This window comes from Enterococcus sp. DIV1067f, assembly GCF_050543505.1.
Classification (GTDB): Bacteria; Bacillota; Bacilli; order Lactobacillales; family Enterococcaceae; genus Enterococcus_D; species Enterococcus_D entomosocium.
Map to the genome: position 1 here is coordinate 1,956,209 of NZ_CP172940.1, position 18,192 is coordinate 1,974,400.

The following is an 18,192-nucleotide window of genomic DNA, read 5'->3' on the forward strand; positions in this document are numbered from 1 at the left end:
CAAATAAAAAAGAACAGCTTCGATTGGAAGCTGCTCTTTTTTTTATTCTTCTGAGTGCAATGCGCGAATCATTTCATCAATTTTATTCCCGTATTGTACTGATTCATCCAATTCGAATTGGATTTCTGGAACTTTATAGAGCGTTAACGCTTGACCTAATTCACGACGAACCAAGCCAGTTGCTTTTTCCAGTCCTGCTTGGGCTTTTTGCTTATCTGAAGCTAAGTCCGTTAGGGTGCTGTAAAAGATCGTTGCTTGCTGTAAATCTCCAGTTACTCGTACATCTGTGATCGTCACATCTTGCACGCGAGGATCACGAACTTTTTTACGAAGAATTTGATTGACTTCTTTTAAGATTTCTTGTGCCACTCGGCGATCTCGATAGTTAGCCATTCAAAAAGCCTCCTTGTATAGTTGTCATTCCGTTATTTTGTCGGTACTTCTTCCATGACATAGCCTTCGATCACGTCATCAACTTTAAGATCGTTGAATTTCTCGATCATCGCGCCACATTCAAACCCTAGCTTCACTTCTTTGACATCATCTTTGAAGCGTTTCAAGCTGGCAAGTTTGCCTTCATAGATAACGATGCCGTCACGGATCACGCGGACGCCACTGTCACGGCGAATACTGCCTTCCGTTACGTAGCAACCTGCGATCGTGCCCACTTTAGATACTTTGTATGTTTCACGAACGATCATTTGACCAGTGATTTTTTCTTCGAATTCAGGATCAAGCATCCCTTTCATCGCAGTTTCGATTTCTTCGATCGCTTTGTAGATGATGCGATGCAAACGAATATCGACTTTTTCCGCTTCCGCTTGCTGTTTGGCTTGCGGTGTTGGACGGACGTTGAATCCGATGATGATGGCATTACTTGCTGCTGCTAGCGTTACATCACTTTCATTGATTGCACCAACAGCTGAATGGACGATGTTCACTCGCACACCTTCAACATCGATTTTCTTCAATGAAGCAGCTAATGCTTCAGCTGAACCTTGTACGTCTGCTTTGATGATGACATTTACTTCTTTCAGTTCGCCTTCTTTTAGACTTTCAAACAAGTTATCCAATGTCACACGACTGCTTGATGCGCGTTGCTCCATCAAAGCACGTTTTGCACGTTCTTCACCCGCTGCTCGAGCTGTTTTCTCGTCTTCAAAAGTAACGAAACGATCACCTGCTTGAGGCACATCATTCAATCCTGTGATTTCGACTGGTGTAGCAGGTCCAGCTGCTTTATCACGACGACCTAAATCATTCGTCATTACGCGAACACGACCGAAAGTATTCCCTACAACAATTGGATCACCTACATGAAGAGTCCCTTGTTGAACCAATAGTGTTGCTACAGGACCTTTTCCTTTATCAAGGCGCGCTTCAATGACTGTACCGATCGCCCGTTGGGTAGGATCAGCTTTCAAATCTTCGACTTCTGCTACTAAGAGGATCATTTCAAGCAATTCTTCAATGTTTTGCCCAAATTTCGCTGAGATTTCAACGAAGATCGTATCGCCACCCCAAGCTTCTGGGATCAACTCATGTTCACTTAATTCTTGCATCACATGTTGTGGGTTAGCACCTGGTTTATCGATTTTGTTTACTGCAACGATGATCGGCACTTTTGCTGCTTTCGCATGGTTGATCGCTTCCACTGTTTGTGGCATCACTCCATCATCAGCTGCGACAACAAGAATCGTGATATCGGTGATACTTGCTCCCCGTGCACGCATACTAGTGAAGGCCGCGTGTCCAGGAGTATCTAAGAAAGTAATTGGTTTGCCATTGATGTCGATTTGGTAAGCGCCAATATGCTGCGTAATTCCCCCAGCTTCACCACTTGTTACGCGTGAATGACGTAAAGTATCAAGCAATGTTGTTTTCCCGTGGTCAACGTGACCCATGATCGTCACAACAGGTGGTCGTGATACTAAATTCTCTTCAATTTGTTCTTCTGCTTCGAAGAATTTATCGATGTCTGCGATATCCACTTGAACTTTTTCTTGTGGTTCGATTCCGTAATCGGTAGCAAGCAGTTCAATCGTATCTTTATCTAAAGGTTGGTTTTGATTGACCATAACCCCCATCATAAAGAGTTTCTTGATGATCTCTGCTGGTTCACGGTAGATTTTTTTCGCGATATCCGCTACGTTCATGCCTTCTGAATATTCCAATACTTCTGGTAGCTCACGGAATTTACGTGCTGGAACTGGCGGTTTCTTTTCCGTCTGCTGACGGCCTTTTTTGCCTTTTTTATTGAATTTGTTGCGATTGTTATTGTTGAAATTATTGTTGCGTCCACCGTAGTTTGACTTGCCGCGGTTTTGATTTCCTCCACGAGAATCATTCGATCCTTGCGGACGGTTATTGTTACGGTCTGCCCCTTGCGTATTTCCTGCAGATTGAGCGGCCGGACGGTTTTGTTGCCCTTGGTTATTTGAACGGTTTTGCTGTCCTTGGTTTGTTGGGCGATTTTGTTGCCCTTGATTATTCGGACGGTTTTGTTGTCCTTGGTTTGTTGGGCGATTCTGTTGCCCTTGATTATTCGGACGGTTTTGCTGTCCTTGATTGTTCGGACGATTTTGTTGTCCTTGGTTGTTTGGACGGTTTTGCTGTCCTTGATTGTTCGGACGATTTTGTTGCCCTTGATTATTCGGACGGTTTTGCTGTCCTTGGTTTGTTGGGCGATTTTGTTGCCCTTGATTATTCGGACGGTTTTGTTGTCCTTGGTTTGTTGGGCGGTTTTGTTGCCCTTGATTGTTACGATTCTCTTGGTTATTCACTCGATTATGACTTCCTTGGTTATTTGGTCTGTTACTTCCTTGACTGTTCGTGCGATCTACTTGTCCTTGACCAGCAGGACGGTTATTGCTTTGCGTATTTCGCTGTTGACTTTGATTGTTATGACGGTTTTGGAAGTTAGGATTATTTCTTTGCGTTTTAAATTTCTTTTGTTCTTGTTTTTCCGGCTGGTTGGCTGGTTTCTGATTTGCGGGATTTGAGTTTGCAGATGTTTTACCATTTGGATTGCCGCCTAATGACTGCTGCAATTTTTGCGCCTCTCCATCTGAGATCGCGCCCATATGATTTTTGACATCAAAGCCTAAAGATTGTGCTTTTTCAACAACCTCTTTGCTCGACTTATTCCATTCTTTTGCAAGTTCATAAATTCTTTTTTTTCCCATGCAATCACCTTCCTAACCTAATATTAATTCCTGCACCTTCCTTGCAAATCCTTGATCTAAGATGCCAATGACCATTCTTGGTTTCCCAATGGCCGCACTGATTTCATCAGCAGAAAATGCATCTAGGAGCGGAATTTCGTAATAAGAACTTTTGTCCTTAATTTTCTTTTGTGTATTTTTACCAGCATCACTGGCGATAATGACTAAAGCAGCTTTCTCATTGCGAATCTCTTTTAAAGTCATTTCTTCACCAGTTACTAATTTCCCAGCACGCATGGCTAGTCCTAACATATTTAATGCTTTGGTTTTATTCATTTGCAAATAACTCTTTTCGCGCTTTTTGGTGCGTTACATAGTCCAATAGTTCTTGGTAAAATTCATCTGTCAATTTCGTTTCCAGCACTCGATCCAAGATACGCTTATCCCATGCTTTCTGGGCTTCAGCCGGTTCGATCGCTATATAAGCTCCCCGACCTGGCATTTTTCCTGTCGGATCGATGGAAACAACGCCTTCTTTTGAACGAGTGATACGAAGCATTTCTTTCTTAGGTAGCATTTCGCCTGAAATCACTGATTTTCGTAAAGGAATTTTTCGTTTTTTCATCACGATCTCACCTCAACTATTTTTCGTCAAACTCAACATTTTCATAATCATCCGCAGTCATGTCTGATGGAAGGATCGCTTCATCAACTGTTTCTGCAGATTCTGTTGCTTCTGTACTGATTTCTTCAGCAGCTTCTGAAGCATTGGCATCATACTCATCGATATAGTCGCCTTCATCCAGCTTCGCATAAAATTCTTCCATGTCTGTTTCTGATTTGATATCGATTTTGAAGCCAGTCAATTTGGCTGCTAGGCGAGCATTTTGTCCGCGTTTACCGATCGCTAATGATAGTTGGTAATCAGGCACGACAACAGTACAAGCCTTCGGATTATCAACATCAAAAATAACGTCGCTGACTTCTGCTGGATTCAACGCATTGGCGATGAAGATCGCTGGATCTTCATTCCATTCCACGATGTCCATGTTTTCGCCTTTTAGTTCATTGACGATCGCTTGAACCCGTTGACCTTTAGGGCCAACACAAGTGCCGACTGGATCGACGTTGGCATCAAAGGAACGAACAGCAACTTTGGCACGATCCCCTGCTTCACGAGCAATACTTACGATCTCTACAGTACCATCATATACTTCTGGCACTTCTTGTTCAAATAATCGGCGCAGCAAATCTGGATGGCTGCGGCTAACGAATACTTGAGGTCCTTTTGAAGTATTTTCAACACGAGAAACGAATACTTTGATCCGATCATGGGGTTGATAAAACTCATTTGGCATTTGGTCTTGTTTTGAAAGCACGGCTTCAATTTTGCCTAAGTTTACATAGATATAACGATTGTCTTGGCGTTCAACGATTCCTTGCAAAATGTCTTTTTCGTACGCACTAAATTCGTTATAGATAATGTTTCTTTCCGCTTCACGGACCCGTTGCAAAATGACTTGTTTTGCCGTTTGCGCCGCAATACGACCAAAATCTTTAGGCGTTACTTCAAAGCGGATTTTGTCGCCGATTTCATAAGCGGGGTTGATTGTCATCGCTTCTTTTAATGAAACCTCTAGTTGCGAGTCCATGACTTCTTCTGTCACTTCTTTGACTGCATAGACGTGGATATTGCCTTTTTTCTGATCAAATTCTACTTCCACATTTTGTGCTTGCCCGTAATGACGTTTGTACGCTGAAACCAATGCCGCTTCCAAGGCATCGATGACAATCTCTTTTGAAATGCCTTTCTCTGCTTCTAATGCATCCAATGCATTCAACATTTCTTTACTCATGATTCTTTCATTCCTCCGTGTTTAAAATTGAATGGCTAAACGAGCTTTGGCAATATTTTTCCGGTCGATCGTTCGTTCTTTTTCTCTGGTTTTGATTCGGGTCTTCATAACTAGCTGATTTTCATCGAATGACTGTAAAAAGCCTTCGAACTGTTTTTCTCCATCAATCGGTTGATATAAAGAAACATGAATGTACTCGCCGACTGCCCGTTGATAATCTGCTTCTTTCTTCAATGGACGCTCGGCGCCAGGGGAAGAAACTTCCAAGAAATAGGCCTGTGGAATAGGATCAGGTTCGCATTGGTCTAATTGTTCACTAAGTTGTTCACTGACAAAGGCACATTCCTCGATATCGATTCCGCCTTCTTTATCAATGAACACACGAAGAAACCAATTTTTCCCTTCCTTCACGAATTCTACTTCAACTAATTCAAATTTTTGCGCATCCAGAATAGGGGTCACTATATCTGTAACAGTTTCCACTACCGTACTCACAACATCGCCTCCTTTATTTCTCAACGAAACGAACTTCATTCCATTAAAAAGAGTGAGCGAAAAAACCGCTCACTCACTCTAAGTATCATTACATTGTAAATATAACACAATTTTCATAAAGATTCAACTACTGTCACTTGTTCCCTTCGCTTTCAGAAAAAAACAAAGCATTTTCTTAAAGATTTTTAATGCTTGGGTGAATGGCTGTTAGTGAATCACTTGACCAATCCGACGTAGTAGTTGTGGGAAAATGCTCTCTGGATCAAAGTCCATTGGCGCGTCATGTGGGAAATGAAGCCAGAGCCGACCACCATAAACCACTAGTACCAAAAGTGTCAATGTCACCCACAGGTTGTGACTGTAGTAAAGTTTGCTGATTTTCGGATTTTTTTTGAATAAAACGATTCCGAATACGATCGGCACTAACCAAAACAAGGGATGAAAATGCAGCGCACCTTCAAGATCACCCTGAAATAAGTGCAAGTAGGCGCGCGTCATGCCACAACCTGGACAAGGAAACCCCGTTAACCATTTAAACGGACAAATCAATAATCTACCCAATCATCTGAATCAGACGAATCGTTTGTATTGTTAGATGAGGTCATGGCATTTTGATCAGCCGCTTCCCACATTTGGTTCATATCACCTTGTAAAATCGCCATGTTGATGAAATCAAAAGCAAACAGGCTCAAGACGACAAAAAGAATTTTGTTGTCACTCAGACGAGGCATATTCGCTCGCTGTTGTGCACTCATAAAGATATCCGCAATTCGGTACCACCAATAAATTTGATACAATCCACAAGTAAGGATCGTGAGTAAAATCGACGTCTCTGGCGAAAGACGATTATCCCCGCTGTATTCTGCCAGCTCTTTGGTTGTTTGGTACATCCAAAAGAATGTATAAATGCCACAAGTAATAAATGTTAATAAAATGACCGATACAACCGATTTCTTTCTAACTCCGTAATTATAATTCATCACAAACTCCTTCTAGTTTATTCCTTTTTATCACATACTAATTATACACGATTTTATTCACAAAAACAAAAAAAATCTAATCATTTTATTTTATATAGATTAAAAAAGGTAAATAGCACCTGCTGAAAGCAGGTGCCTATACTATAAAATCATTCGTTTTCTTTGAACCAAAAGCTATGCTCGGCTATAATTTTTCACTTCAGCAGCCATTGCATCAACAAACAGATTCAATTCTTCGACTTGGGTCTCCTTGCTGCCGTAGCGACGGATATTGACTGTCGCATCATTGACTTCTTGATCCCCAACAACAATTTGGTAAGGAATTTTTTGGGTTTGTGATGCACGGATCTTATACCCCATTTTTTCGTTGCGGTCATCCACTTCCACTCGCAGTCCTTGCGCTTGCAGGCGTTCTTTGATTTCGTAAGCATAGTCGCTGTGGGCTTCGACTGAGACCGGAATGATCGATGCTTGGATTGGTGCCAACCAAGTCGGGAATGCCCCTTTATAGACTTCTGTCAGGTAAGCCACAAAACGTTCCATCGTTGAAACGATGCCGCGGTGGATCACCACTGGACGGTGATTGTTTTCGCCATCTTCACCAACATATGTTAGATCAAACCGTTCAGGCAATAAGAAATCCAATTGGATCGTTGACAAGGTTTCTTCCATACCTAAAGCTGTTTTCACTTGGACATCTAGTTTAGGTCCGTAGAAAGCTGCTTCACCGTCAGCTTCAAAATAATCCAATTCTAATTCATCCATGGCCGCTTTTAGCATTGTTTGCGCATTTTCCCACATCGCATCGTCATCAAAATATTTGTCTTTGTTTTGTGGATCGCGATAACTTAAACGGAAACGATAGTCAGTAATATTAAAGTCTTCGTAAACGCCCACCATAAGATCCAGTGTCCGTTTGAATTCTTCTTTGATTTGATCAGGACGAACAAATGTATGACCATCATTTAAGGTCATTTCCCGAACCCGTTGCAACCCTGATAGTGCCCCTGATTTTTCATAGCGGTGCATCATTCCTAATTCAGCGATCCGAATTGGTAGTTCACGATACGAATGGATGTCATTTTTGTAAACCATCATGTGATGCGGGCAATTCATTGGTCGTAGAACCAGCATTTCGCCATCCCCCATATCCATTGGTGGGAACATGTCCTCGTGGTAATGATCCCAGTGCCCTGATGTTTTGTATAAATCCACGTTTGCCATGATTGGTGTGTATACGTGTTGGTACCCAAGGCTAACTTCTTTATCCACGATATAACGCTCGATCGTACGACGGATCGTTGCTCCTTTTGGCAACCAGAAAGGCAAACCCGCGCCGACTTCAGGGGACAACATAAACAATTCTAATTCTTTCCCTAATTTACGATGATCGCGTTCTTTTGCTTCTTCTCGTAAACGAATAAATTCCTTCAAGTCTTTCTTATCGAAAAAGGCTGTTCCATATACCCTTTGCATCATTTGATTATCAGAACTTCCACGCCAATAGGCTCCGGCTACTGATAACAATTTGTACACTTGGATACGACCTGTCGATGGGACATGAGGGCCGCGGCATAAGTCAACAAATTCTCCTTGCTGATAGGCAGTAATCGTTTCGTCATCTGGTAATTCTGTGATCAACTCAACTTTGTATGGATCTTCAGCAAAAAGAGCCAAAGCTTCCTCTTTTGTTAATACACGTCGTTCAATTGGCAGATTTTCTTTAATGATTTTCATCATTTCTGCTTCGATTGCTGGTAGATCTTCCGCAGTTACTGGGTTTTCCCCATTGTCTGTGTCATAGTAAAAACCAGAATCAATTGCAGGTCCTACTCCAAAATGGATCGATGGATAGAGTCTGCGCATGGCTTGAGCCATTAAATGAGCTGTCGAATGACGAAGTAAACCTAAGGCGTCTTCATGATCGGGTGTCACGATCTCAATCGTTGCATCTTCTTCGATCGGACGTGAAAGATCGATCAGTTGTCCATTGACTTTTCCAGCTAAGGCTTTTTTTGCAAGACTTTTCGAGATACTTTCAGCAATCTCTTTAGTTGTTACCCCAACAGCAAATTCTTTTTTTGCGCCATCAGGAAATGTAATAAATAATGACATATGAATGTCCTCCTTTGAATGATTTCAATCAATAAAAAAGTCCTAGTATCGGTTACGATACTAGGACGATCACTCGTGGTTCCACCTATTGTTCGAAAACAGAAAAAGTCTGTTTTCCTCTTCATGAGATAACGGTTCAACCGCCTCCGTTTCGACAGAGGTCTAAAAAAGTGGTCATCCTTTGGTTTTCTTCCAGGAAATTTTCAGCCAAGATTTCCCTCTCTTATCGAAGACTCTCAAACTCAGGTGTCTTTTTTATTGATCGATTATGGCTCAATTAAACCACTACCTACAAGAAAAAGCAAGAGAATTATTTCCAATCGCCATTCACAGCATAGGTTCCTTGCTTCATTTCATTGATGATGACATGGATATGCTCCTTAGGGGCACCCGTATTTTTATGGACCGCCTCAGTGATTTCTTTCATCATATTCGTCAGTTGTTCTTGCGAACGCCCTTCAACTAGTTCGACATGAATAAATGGCATACGATTTCCTCCTTTGTTTGCTTTTGATTATACACCTTTTTCAAAAAGACAAAAGCTATTCCCATGATTTCCAAAGAAAAACGTGTCTTTATTCCTCCTGATACACGACAGAAAACTTTTCACAAACGCATAGCATTTGATCGTGAAAAGACAACCCCGCTGAGGCATAAGCTCGTCGAAAAAAAGCTTCATGAACACGGCGCCAATAAGCCAAAGTGCGATCTCCTTCCCCTTCTAAAAAGGCAAACGCTGCTGTCACTTCATCAAATGGCACGATCGACACTGACTCTAAATAAAGAACAGCTCTTGGTACATCCGAACCATCTAAAAGGACACTATACGTTTCTGATTGTGGCAATGCTTCTTGCTCGATTTCATAGAGCGCAGCGGCGGAGGTCGTCGCTGTCTTTTTGCCAGCTAAAACAAGTGCTGCCAGTTCATCCGCCATTTCTGAAGTATCACCAAAGGACCAAGCATCTTCATAGGTCAGAGAAGATTGATTTCTTGGATTTGCTTTTAAAAACCGCTGCCAAAACGCTTGAATCTGACTGTCTTTTATTTTTGGTTCTCTGGTCTCATCTGCCAATTTTTTTCACTCCAATACTTCGTATATGTTTGGACATTCTCAGCTTCTTGCCAATCATAGGCCAACCCTAATTTCTCGCTGATTTTCTTTGCTTGCTTATCAAATCGTTTTTGCATCTTCAAAAGGGACTGACCGCAAGCAGTGATCGTGGAAAAATCAAGCAATGAGGTCAATTCCCGCCACTCCTTTTCCGTTAGAAACGACTGCAGGTATTTATGATTTTTCCCAGTACTCACCTGAAATTGCTGAGCATGGGCAACAAACAAATCTTCTATCCATAACAATTCTTGCCAACAAATGGTGTATAAATGATCCGTAGCATAAATTAGTTGCTTTCGAAGCAGCCCTTTCACGACATACGTGCTTACCCACCAAAATTCGTTGCAGTGTTCTTGAAAAGCGGCTTGGGTCGGGCGCTTGATCCAGTAATGCGAATGATTTGCTTGATTAGCAAAACTTAGTAATTGGTCTGGATCAAGCAGCGGCTGCAAGCCTGGTTCTTTAGCAAGACGATCGACCAGTGCAAGTGGACATAGCATGAGATCGATTCTTACTCCGTCTAAAAAATGCATCAAGTACGTAAAACACCCGCCCAAACTCGGCGGATAAATCGTGCTAGCTTCCGGTGTTTGCCTGATCATGATTGATCCAAAGGCTTCTAACCATGAAGAATCATCGACCAAAGGCTGAATATCCTCCATCACGAAGACCACGTCAAAATCCTGCAAAATATCTTTTGGCGCCTGTGGATCGGTCCGTGAACCAGATAAACCGATGGCACGTGCCCCAACACGTTTCCCAACAGACAGGATCAATTGGCGCAATTCTGCTTCTTCTCTCACCTTTTCCACCTCTATTTCGTTTCGTTTTTGAACACCTAAGCTCTTTTTATAAATATTAGCATAGTTTCTTTTTTTCCACGACATTCACAGGGAAAATATGCTATAATTTTATGTCGCAATTTTTTTAAGGAGGATCCTTCGTGAACGAACGTCAAAAAGAACAACAACATGTCAATGAAACCATTGCTCTGATCCACAGAGAACAAGCGATCCTTTCGCAGCAAAAACAAGAATTAGCCGCTAAAATGGATGATCAATTAAAAGAAATCGCCGATAAGAAAATTCGCGGAGGCGACAGTGAAGCCTTTTATGAATCAGTGATCGAGTACCAGCAGCATGAACAAGAACTGCTGATCAAGTATCAAACCGCAGAATCACAAGAAAAACGCGTCAAAACCCTAACAACGATGGCAGGCAATCCCTACTTTGCTCGAATCGATTTCAAAGAAGAGCAAGAAACCGAGACCCTCTATTTAGGGATCGCTTCTTTACGAGACAAAGAGGAAGAAACGATCGTCATTGACTGGCGCGCACCGATCGCTAATCTTTACTATGAAGGAGAACTTGGTGAAACCTTCTACGAAACAGACACCGACCGTTTTACGGTAGAGCTGCTCTTAAAACGCCAGTTTAAAATTCAAAATGGTGAGATCTTATCGATGGTCGATACTTCGGAGATCATCAATGACGAATTTTTATTGGAAATCTTGGATGAGGCCTCTTCTTCTCAAATGCGTAACATCGTTTCAACGATCCAAAAAGCACAGAACCAAATTATTCGTGATACCACCAATAAATTTTTACTGATCGAAGGGATTGCTGGAAGTGGGAAAACCTCTGCTTTATTGCAACGGGTCGCCTTTTTACTTTACCGTAATCGCAAATGGCTGGACGAAAAACAAGTCTTGCTGTTTTCACCCAATCATTTGTTTTCTGACTATATATCCATGGTCCTGCCTTCATTAGGGGAAAGTGAAGTGCCCACAAGAACCTTCCACCACTTTATCCAATTGATTCTGACTGGCTATGAAGTAACAAAAGAAACCCAACAAGAAGAGAACTTTTTAAGCGGCGACGATGATGCCATTGAAAAAATCAAAAGTAGTCTTTTCTTGGTGGAAAAAATCAACCGTTATGTCCGTTCGATTGCACCGATCGGCCCCTTGTTCCGTGATCTAAAAATCCAAGGGCAAACCTATTTGACAAAAGAACAGATTCGCCGCTGGTACCAAGAAACCAATCATGAATTGCCGATTTACCAAAGAACCCAACTGCTTCAAACAAAATTATTAAAAAAAATCGGCGGCTTGGAAAAAGATGAAGCCAAAAAAGACTGGGTCAAAGAAGCGACCGAAGAGCAATTGCAACAAGTATTTGCCAACGATCCTCATCAAGAATACAGCGAAGAAAACGAACGCCGTTTGCGGAAGAAACTCAGACAGCAGATCGTGCGTAAGAAGTTCCGTTCCTTGACGCGGGGAGTGAAAAACTTTCAGTTTATCAACCAAGCCAAGCAATACTTACACTTTTTACAATCGGTTGAGTCTGCTGCAGTCAAAGAAACTGGCATCGAGGCTGCGGCTTGGCAGCAAAGGATTGCCAACATTCGCCAAGAAATGCGCCAAAGACAAATCAAACAAGAAGACGCCGTTTTGTTTTTCTTACTGATCAAACAGCTTTATCCTGTTCACGTCGAAGAAAAAGCTCGTTTTATCTTTATCGATGAAATGCAGGATTTTCCACCAGCACAAGTGGCTCTGCTGCGTCAGCTTTATCCAAAGGCTGGTATCACCCTGTGCGGCGATTTGAACCAAAAAGTTTATGGCAATGAAACGATCGTCGGAGCATTAGCAGAATTATTCCCCCACGAAAGCGTGAAACGTTATCAATTGAAAACCAGCTATCGTTCGACTAAGGAAATCACAGATTTCGCCAATCAATTTTTAGTTGGCAGTGATCAAGTGGAATTGACGGCTCGTAAAGGTGCGGTACCAACAATTGTTAAAGGAACTGAATCTGAAAATCTGGCTTTCTTAGAAACCAGAATTCGAAAGGCAGCTGAGAATCAGCGTTGGCGCACCGCGATCATTTGTAAAACCGCAAAGGATTGCCAGCAGTTATATGCCCAGCTGGCAGAAACAATGCAGGAACAAGTGCAGCTGATCACCTCTGAAGAAGACTTCATGAAACGCAATGTCATGATCTTCCCGGCCTTTTTAGCAAAAGGGCTAGAGTTTGACCAAGTATTTGTCTGGACACCAGGTACCACTTTCGCGACTGAACAAGACCAATTGATTTTTTATACAATGGCGACACGGGCGATGCATCAGTTGACCGTCCTTACCCAAGAAGAATTGCCGCTTCTAGTGAAAGCTGATCCTGCCACTTATCAGTTTCAAGAAGCATCACGGATTAACGAATAACCTAACAAAAAAACATCACAATCGACTGATTCTCAAATGAAACCAGCCGATTGTGATGTTTTTTAGCCTTTTAATTCGCCAATAAATAAGCGGGTTTCTGGATAACGCATCCCAACGATTGTCAAAATCATCTGCAGCTCAGAAACGTGTTCCGGATCTTCTGGAACAAATAATTTTGTATGACGTCCGATACTGCCATTATCGATCAAACGATGGGTACGATTCCATTGACTAAATTCCTCGATCGTTGTAAAGCGACTAAGAGGAAAACCAGCACCGTCGAGAATTTCCGTCAATCGAAAAAGCACATAAGAACTATCGATCACCAATTCTTTTCTGTGAGGTAAAGCACGCGTTCGCTTATAATCAATAATTGCTTTTTCTGGTCGGTGTTCCAAAAGCCAATCCAACAGCAAGAAGAACCCTTCCATTCGATAATCATCGATAAAGAGCCGTTCAGAGTATTCCGACATGCGAAAGACCAAAGGAATCAAGAATCGCTCTTTATAAATTAACAAGGGTGCGCGATCAACGACGACATTTAAATAACGATTCAAATAAGAAGAACCACGATAATCGCCTAGACGATACCCTTCCACCCCATACTTTTGATATTTCCGACAAAGAGCCGAGCAGTCAGAAATCGATACAGACACTTCTGCTAGCTTTTCAAAACCACTTAAGATTCGATTAAATGGCTCTAAAACGATTTTTTCTTCCATGTCTGCCCCCCTAACGAGTTGTTTGCTTATGTAGTAAATCATAACATATAAAATGTCTGGAAACCAACTGAAAAGACGATGAATATTGAAGAATTTTCAAGAGAAGTGCTTCTCGCTCTCTTGTTTTTTTCACTTGACTAAACAACGGAAGGTTGATGAAAAAAACACCAAAAACTGGCAGCCAGATCACCTCTAGGCTGCCAGTATGTCTTATTCTTCAGCGTCTGCCACATTGTGATAGACATTTTGAACATCTTCAAGATCTTCTAATACATCGATCATTTTTTCGAATTTTTCTAGATCATCGCCAGTCAAGGTTACTTCATTTTGAGGAATCATTTGCATTTCAGCAATTGAAAATTCGGTGATTCCTTTTTCTTTCAAGGCTTCCTGAATGGCATGGAAGTCACTTGGTTCACCGTGAACGATAATTTGTCCATCTTCTTCAACAACATCACGAACATCGATCTCCTTGTCCATCAAGTATTCTAAGATCTCATCGGCATCGTCACCAGCAAAGCCAAATAATGCTGTGTTATCAAACATATAAGCAACTGCCCCAGAAACACCCATATTCCCGCCGTTTTTACCAAAAGCGGCCCGAACATCGGCTGCGGTACGGTTGACGTTGTTTGTCAAAGTATCGACGATCACCATTGATCCATTTGGTCCAAATCCTTCATATCGAAGTTCTGAGTATTGTTCATCGCCAGAACCTTTGGCTTTTTCAATCGCACGGTCAATAATGTGTTTTGGCACATTGTAGGTTTTCGCACGTTCGATAACAAAGCGTAATTTTTGGTTCGCGTGAGGATCAGGATCACCCGATTTTGCTGCTGCGTAGATTTCGATTCCAAATTTTGCATAAACTCGGCTATTGTTTGCATCTTTAGCAGTTTTTTTCGCTACGATATTTGCCCATTTACGACCCATGATTTCACTTCGCTTTCTTGTTTTTAAAAATCCTTATTCATTATACTTGTCAAATGGCGTTCTGTGAAGCAATTTTCACTTATTTATCAATAGAAAGCGGAATTCTTCGAAAATTTTGTTCTGAGATTTGAGGATTCCCTTGCTGATAAATCTGGTCGATCCGCAATGACAAGCCATAGCGCTGTGCTTCTTGCTTACCAAATTTAGCGATCAGCGGCAGGGTCAGCTCTTTTTTGACCTCTTTTAAATAGTGCTGCCCTTGCTTCGTATACCCTAAGACTCGAATAAAGGAATGTTCTTGAGCTTCCTTCATTTCAGCTTTTGTCACTTGGAACAATACATAACAAGCAAGACGCTGCAGCCGCGTTTGGGTATAACGTTTCGTCTTTAACAACTTGATAAAATCTGCAAAAGAATCCGCCGCCGTCACATATTGTTTTAGTCGATATTCTAATCCTTCTTCCATCTGGTAAATAGCAGCTAATTTTTCGATTGGGGCAGAAATGATCTGGTATTGAAGATACGGCCAAAAGGCTTCCCAGTCGACTGTTGCTTGTGAAAGAAAGTTTTGTGTGGCTTCAGGAACAAAATCCACAACAGCTGCACCTTGTTTGATTGCTTGGCGAATGGCTGTTGCACTGGCGATCGTGGGATGATCGAATTGTTCTGAATGATAAGACGCCGCAACGCGTTGGATGGGGACCAAGCGCATTGATTTTTCATAATGCAGCACTTCCCGTGCATACGCCATACCCAATAGATGATTGGGCTGGTCTTTTTCTGCATGGTACTCGGGATAAAGCTCACTGAGGACCGCACTCATTTTTTGACTATAGGTAGTATTTTGTCTAGCTAAGCGTTGAAATGCGTCATCGATCATCCGCTGATTTTCTTTTTCAAATTGAGCAAACTTAGCATAGTCGAAGGGGTGTTTCGTATCTGTTCCAAAACACAAAGAATCACATTGCAGATCTTGTAAGATCCTAATCGCTCCCGCTGCAAAAAAATCAGCAGACTGGACGGCCCAAGCGGATGGCAGTTCAACGACCAAATCGACGCCATTTTGCAATGCCGTTTGAGCTCGCTGCCATTTATCGATGATTGCTGGTTCGCCACGCTGTAAAAAATTTCCACTCATCACCGCAACGACGACATCAGCGTTCGTTACTTGCCGTGCTTTTTCCACATGGTATTGGTGTCCATGGTGAAATGGATTGTATTCTACGACTAGTCCGCAAGCCTTCATCGACATCCCTCCTGTTTTACATAACGGTTACTTATGGCAGACAAAAAACCAGCGACGGCTTTTTTCATTTGGTTTCGTATCGATAAAATCGGCGTAGCATTCAACATTAGCAAAACCAGCATTTTCTAACATTCTTAAATAGCTTTCGATAGGATAGGTTCTTTCTTGATGAAGCTCATCTAAGCGTTCAAACAACCCATTCTCTTGTGCAACAAAAAAGGTCAAGAAATGTTCAATGCTATGGTCTTTTTCTCCTTGATAGCTTTCCCAAAGAAAGGCAAATTCATCCGTTTGGTAATGGTAGCTATAATCAGGAAAGACTTCATCGATTTGATATAAGGAATGCACATCAAATAAAAAGACGCCATCTTCTTCTAAACAACTGTAAACACCATCAAACACTTGCTGCACACTCTGCTCGTCTTCCATGTAGCAAAGGGAGTCAGAATAGCAAGTAATAGCTTGATAGGTGCCAATATCTACGAGATCCAGCATGTCACCCGCAACAAATTGCACAGCCGCCTCTTCTTTTTCAGCCCGTTGACTAGCGATCATCAGCATCTCTTCTGAAAGATCTAACCCAGTCACATCAAACCCAGCCTTGGCAAATTCAACGGCTAACGCACCGGTTCCACAAGCCAATTCTAACAGCTGTTTTCTTTTTCCTAAATGACGACAAGAAAAATCCAGCCACTTTTTATAGAGACTGGAATCCATTACTTCGTCATAGACAAATGCGAAGGTTTCGTAAGCCATTACGCCACGACCCATTCATTAAGATCCACAAGCGGCGCATCAGACCATAATTTTTCTAGGTTGTAAAAAGCACGTTCTGAGGCACTGAATACGTGAACGATTACGTCACCTAAGTCGATCAAGACCCATTTTCCACCATCTTTTCCTTCGACACGGCGAACAGATACTTGACTTTCTTCTTCTTTATCGATGACTTCATCAATGATCGCATTGATTTGACGTTCACTATTTCCTGAACAGATCACAAAGTAATCTGCTAGCAAAGAGATTTCCCGCACATCTAATGCCATAATATCTTCGGCATGTTTTGAATCGGCGGCTTTTACAGCAATTTCTAATATTTTCTGACTATCTATGGTAATTCCCTCCTATATTTGGCTACCCAAAAATTGTAGGTTTCGATCGTTTTTGGGTAGATAACTGCTTCTGTTTCGATCAAATGAAGCAAGGTATGTTTCGTTTCGTAAGCAACAGCGGCATCTAAGTCGATCATTGCGATTTCCCTAGCCTCAACGACTCCAGGAAACGTACGCCCGGGTTCGATATAATCTGCCACATAGATGATTTTATCTAGTAGGCTCATCTTGGCAGCTCCGGTTGTGTGCAAACGGATCGCTTGTAAGATTTCATCATCATCGATCTCTAATTCTCGTTGAACGAAATCAGCACCGACGAGTCCATGCCAGATAGCATTGTTCCAGTTCAAGAGATCCAATTCAAATCCGTCTCTACGAATGACTAATTGAAATTCTTCATCGCTGCGTTCCTTCGCATAATCATGCGTCAAAGCAGCGATGCTGGCTTTGACCGGTGAAGCACCATATTTTTCCGCAAGGGCAACGGCCGTTTTTTCGACACCCAACACATGCTCAAAGCGCTTTTGACTCATCTGCATTTGGACCTTTTGCATCAAAAGTTCCCGTTCTGCTTGTGTGTAGTGTTCACTCTTCATCCAAGTACAACCCCTTTTCTTGAATATAGTGTAACACATTATCTGGCAATAAGTAGCGAACCGAACAACCTTGTTGCACTTTTTTACGAATTGTTGTTGAGCTGACATCCATTAGAGGAATATCGATCCAAATAATCGGGTATGGGCTATCGATCGGCACTTCCGGGCGGCGAACCCCCACAAAAGTTACCAATTCCATCAGCTCATCGATTTGATGCCATTTTGGTAAATAGTTCACCATATCCCCGCCAATGATAAAATAATAATTGGTATCTGGATTCTTAGCTGTCAATTCCCGCATCGTATCAACCGTATAACTCTTACCTTTTCGTTCCAACTCAATGGTCTCTACAGCAAATCGCGGATTATCGGCGATCGCCAACTTCAACATCGCTAAACGATGCTCAGCGGGGATTGTCTTTTTCTCATCAACATGAGGCGGTAAATACTCAGGCATGAAATAAACTTTATCCAGCCCTAATGCTTGCCCTACTTGCTCACCCATGACCAGATGTGCGTAGTGTACTGGATTAAAATTTCCACCAAGAATGCCCACTTGCTTTTTCGGTACAAGTTCTTGTGTTTGTGTCTCTAAAACCGTTTGTACCTTTCCAAATGTTTGTCCTTGCATGCCT

The 18,192-nt window shown here is 42.0% G+C and carries 20 protein-coding genes; 1 reads left to right on the forward strand and 19 read right to left on the reverse strand.

Going from position 1 to position 18,192, the window contains the following annotated elements; genetic code table 11:
- Positions 1 to 42: 42 nt before the first annotated feature.
- The 12 genes from rbfA to IGJ42_RS09130 all read right to left on the reverse strand — a co-directional run bounded on the left by rbfA (position 43) and on the right by IGJ42_RS09130 (position 10,525).
- The gene (gene rbfA, locus IGJ42_RS09075; RefSeq protein WP_005225925.1) at positions 43 to 393 is read right to left on the reverse strand and encodes a 30S ribosome-binding factor RbfA; all 351 of its coding nucleotides are present in this window, start codon (positions 391 to 393) and stop codon (positions 43 to 45) included.
- Between the two features lie 32 nt (positions 394 to 425).
- A complete protein-coding gene (gene infB, locus IGJ42_RS09080; protein ID WP_430615218.1) occupies positions 426 to 3,185 on the reverse strand; it encodes a translation initiation factor IF-2 in 2,760 nt (919 codons plus the stop codon).
- A gap of 12 nt (positions 3,186 to 3,197) precedes the next feature.
- The gene (locus tag IGJ42_RS09085; protein ID WP_005235626.1) at positions 3,198 to 3,500 is read right to left on the reverse strand and encodes a YlxQ-related RNA-binding protein; all 303 of its coding nucleotides are present in this window, start codon (positions 3,498 to 3,500) and stop codon (positions 3,198 to 3,200) included.
- Positions 3,493 to 3,789, reverse strand: a complete 297-nt coding sequence (rnpM, locus tag IGJ42_RS09090) for an RNase P modulator RnpM (RefSeq protein ID WP_005225922.1) — start codon at positions 3,787 to 3,789, stop codon at positions 3,493 to 3,495. Before rnpM ends, IGJ42_RS09085 begins: the two co-directional genes overlap by 8 nt.
- Before the next feature lie 16 nt (positions 3,790 to 3,805).
- Positions 3,806 to 5,020, reverse strand: a complete 1,215-nt coding sequence (gene nusA / locus IGJ42_RS09095) for a transcription termination factor NusA (protein ID WP_008378144.1) — start codon at positions 5,018 to 5,020, stop codon at positions 3,806 to 3,808.
- 21 nt (positions 5,021 to 5,041) lie between these two features.
- On the reverse strand, positions 5,042 to 5,515 hold the full coding sequence (gene rimP / locus IGJ42_RS09100; protein ID WP_008378146.1) for a ribosome maturation factor RimP: 474 nt from the start codon (positions 5,513 to 5,515) through the stop codon (positions 5,042 to 5,044).
- A gap of 207 nt (positions 5,516 to 5,722) precedes the next feature.
- Positions 5,723 to 6,076: a DUF2752 domain-containing protein gene (locus tag IGJ42_RS09105; protein WP_034695542.1), complete on the reverse strand. Its 354-nt coding sequence runs from the start codon at positions 6,074 to 6,076 to the stop codon at positions 5,723 to 5,725.
- On the reverse strand, positions 6,061 to 6,495 hold the full coding sequence (locus IGJ42_RS09110; protein ID WP_008378150.1) for a DUF4234 domain-containing protein: 435 nt from the start codon (positions 6,493 to 6,495) through the stop codon (positions 6,061 to 6,063). Before IGJ42_RS09110 ends, IGJ42_RS09105 begins: the two co-directional genes overlap by 16 nt.
- 174 nt (positions 6,496 to 6,669) lie before the next feature.
- Positions 6,670 to 8,610: a threonine--tRNA ligase gene (gene thrS, locus IGJ42_RS09115; RefSeq protein ID WP_005235617.1), complete on the reverse strand. Its 1,941-nt coding sequence runs from the start codon at positions 8,608 to 8,610 to the stop codon at positions 6,670 to 6,672.
- A gap of 310 nt (positions 8,611 to 8,920) precedes the next feature.
- A complete protein-coding gene (locus IGJ42_RS09120; protein WP_005225916.1) occupies positions 8,921 to 9,097 on the reverse strand; it encodes a 2-hydroxymuconate tautomerase in 177 nt (58 codons plus the stop codon).
- Positions 9,098 to 9,185: 88 nt separating this feature from the next.
- A complete protein-coding gene (locus tag IGJ42_RS09125; RefSeq protein ID WP_005235615.1) occupies positions 9,186 to 9,683 on the reverse strand; it encodes an ASCH domain-containing protein in 498 nt (165 codons plus the stop codon).
- Positions 9,653 to 10,525: an aminoglycoside 6-adenylyltransferase gene (locus tag IGJ42_RS09130; RefSeq protein ID WP_034872541.1), complete on the reverse strand. Its 873-nt coding sequence runs from the start codon at positions 10,523 to 10,525 to the stop codon at positions 9,653 to 9,655. The genes IGJ42_RS09125 and IGJ42_RS09130 overlap by 31 nt, the downstream gene beginning before the upstream one ends.
- A gap of 140 nt (positions 10,526 to 10,665) precedes the next feature.
- On the opposite strand from IGJ42_RS09130, the gene helD reads away from it, so the two are divergent.
- Positions 10,666 to 12,948 (forward strand): RNA polymerase recycling motor HelD, encoded by a 2,283-nt coding sequence (gene helD, locus IGJ42_RS09135; protein ID WP_430615220.1) that lies wholly within the window; start codon positions 10,666 to 10,668, stop codon positions 12,946 to 12,948.
- Between the two features lie 62 nt (positions 12,949 to 13,010).
- Here helD and IGJ42_RS09140 read toward each other — a convergent pair whose 3' ends face one another.
- The 7 genes from IGJ42_RS09140 to IGJ42_RS09170 form a co-directional block, all read right to left on the reverse strand.
- Positions 13,011 to 13,670 (reverse strand): hypothetical protein, encoded by a 660-nt coding sequence (locus tag IGJ42_RS09140; protein ID WP_034872543.1) that lies wholly within the window; start codon positions 13,668 to 13,670, stop codon positions 13,011 to 13,013.
- A gap of 210 nt (positions 13,671 to 13,880) precedes the next feature.
- Entirely contained in the window at positions 13,881 to 14,603 is a 723-nt protein-coding gene (locus IGJ42_RS09145) for a YebC/PmpR family DNA-binding transcriptional regulator (protein WP_005225911.1), read from the reverse strand.
- Positions 14,604 to 14,682: 79 nt separating this feature from the next.
- Entirely contained in the window at positions 14,683 to 15,849 is a 1,167-nt protein-coding gene (locus tag IGJ42_RS09150; protein ID WP_430615222.1) for a nucleotidyltransferase, read from the reverse strand.
- A gap of 27 nt (positions 15,850 to 15,876) precedes the next feature.
- On the reverse strand, positions 15,877 to 16,605 hold the full coding sequence (locus tag IGJ42_RS09155) for a class I SAM-dependent DNA methyltransferase (RefSeq protein WP_430616148.1): 729 nt from the start codon (positions 16,603 to 16,605) through the stop codon (positions 15,877 to 15,879).
- A complete protein-coding gene (rsfS, locus tag IGJ42_RS09160; RefSeq protein WP_034878521.1) occupies positions 16,605 to 16,946 on the reverse strand; it encodes a ribosome silencing factor in 342 nt (113 codons plus the stop codon). Before rsfS ends, IGJ42_RS09155 begins: the two co-directional genes overlap by 1 nt.
- A gap of 11 nt (positions 16,947 to 16,957) precedes the next feature.
- Complete coding sequence (gene yqeK, locus IGJ42_RS09165; protein ID WP_430615224.1) at positions 16,958 to 17,557, reverse strand: bis(5'-nucleosyl)-tetraphosphatase (symmetrical) YqeK; 600 nt, start codon at positions 17,555 to 17,557, stop codon at positions 16,958 to 16,960.
- Positions 17,547 to 18,188 carry a nicotinate-nucleotide adenylyltransferase gene (locus IGJ42_RS09170; RefSeq protein WP_016620357.1) on the reverse strand — a complete coding sequence of 214 codons (642 nt, stop codon included), beginning with the start codon at positions 18,186 to 18,188 and terminating at the stop codon, positions 17,547 to 17,549. The genes yqeK and IGJ42_RS09170 overlap by 11 nt, the downstream gene beginning before the upstream one ends.
- Positions 18,189 to 18,192 lie beyond the last annotated feature (4 nt).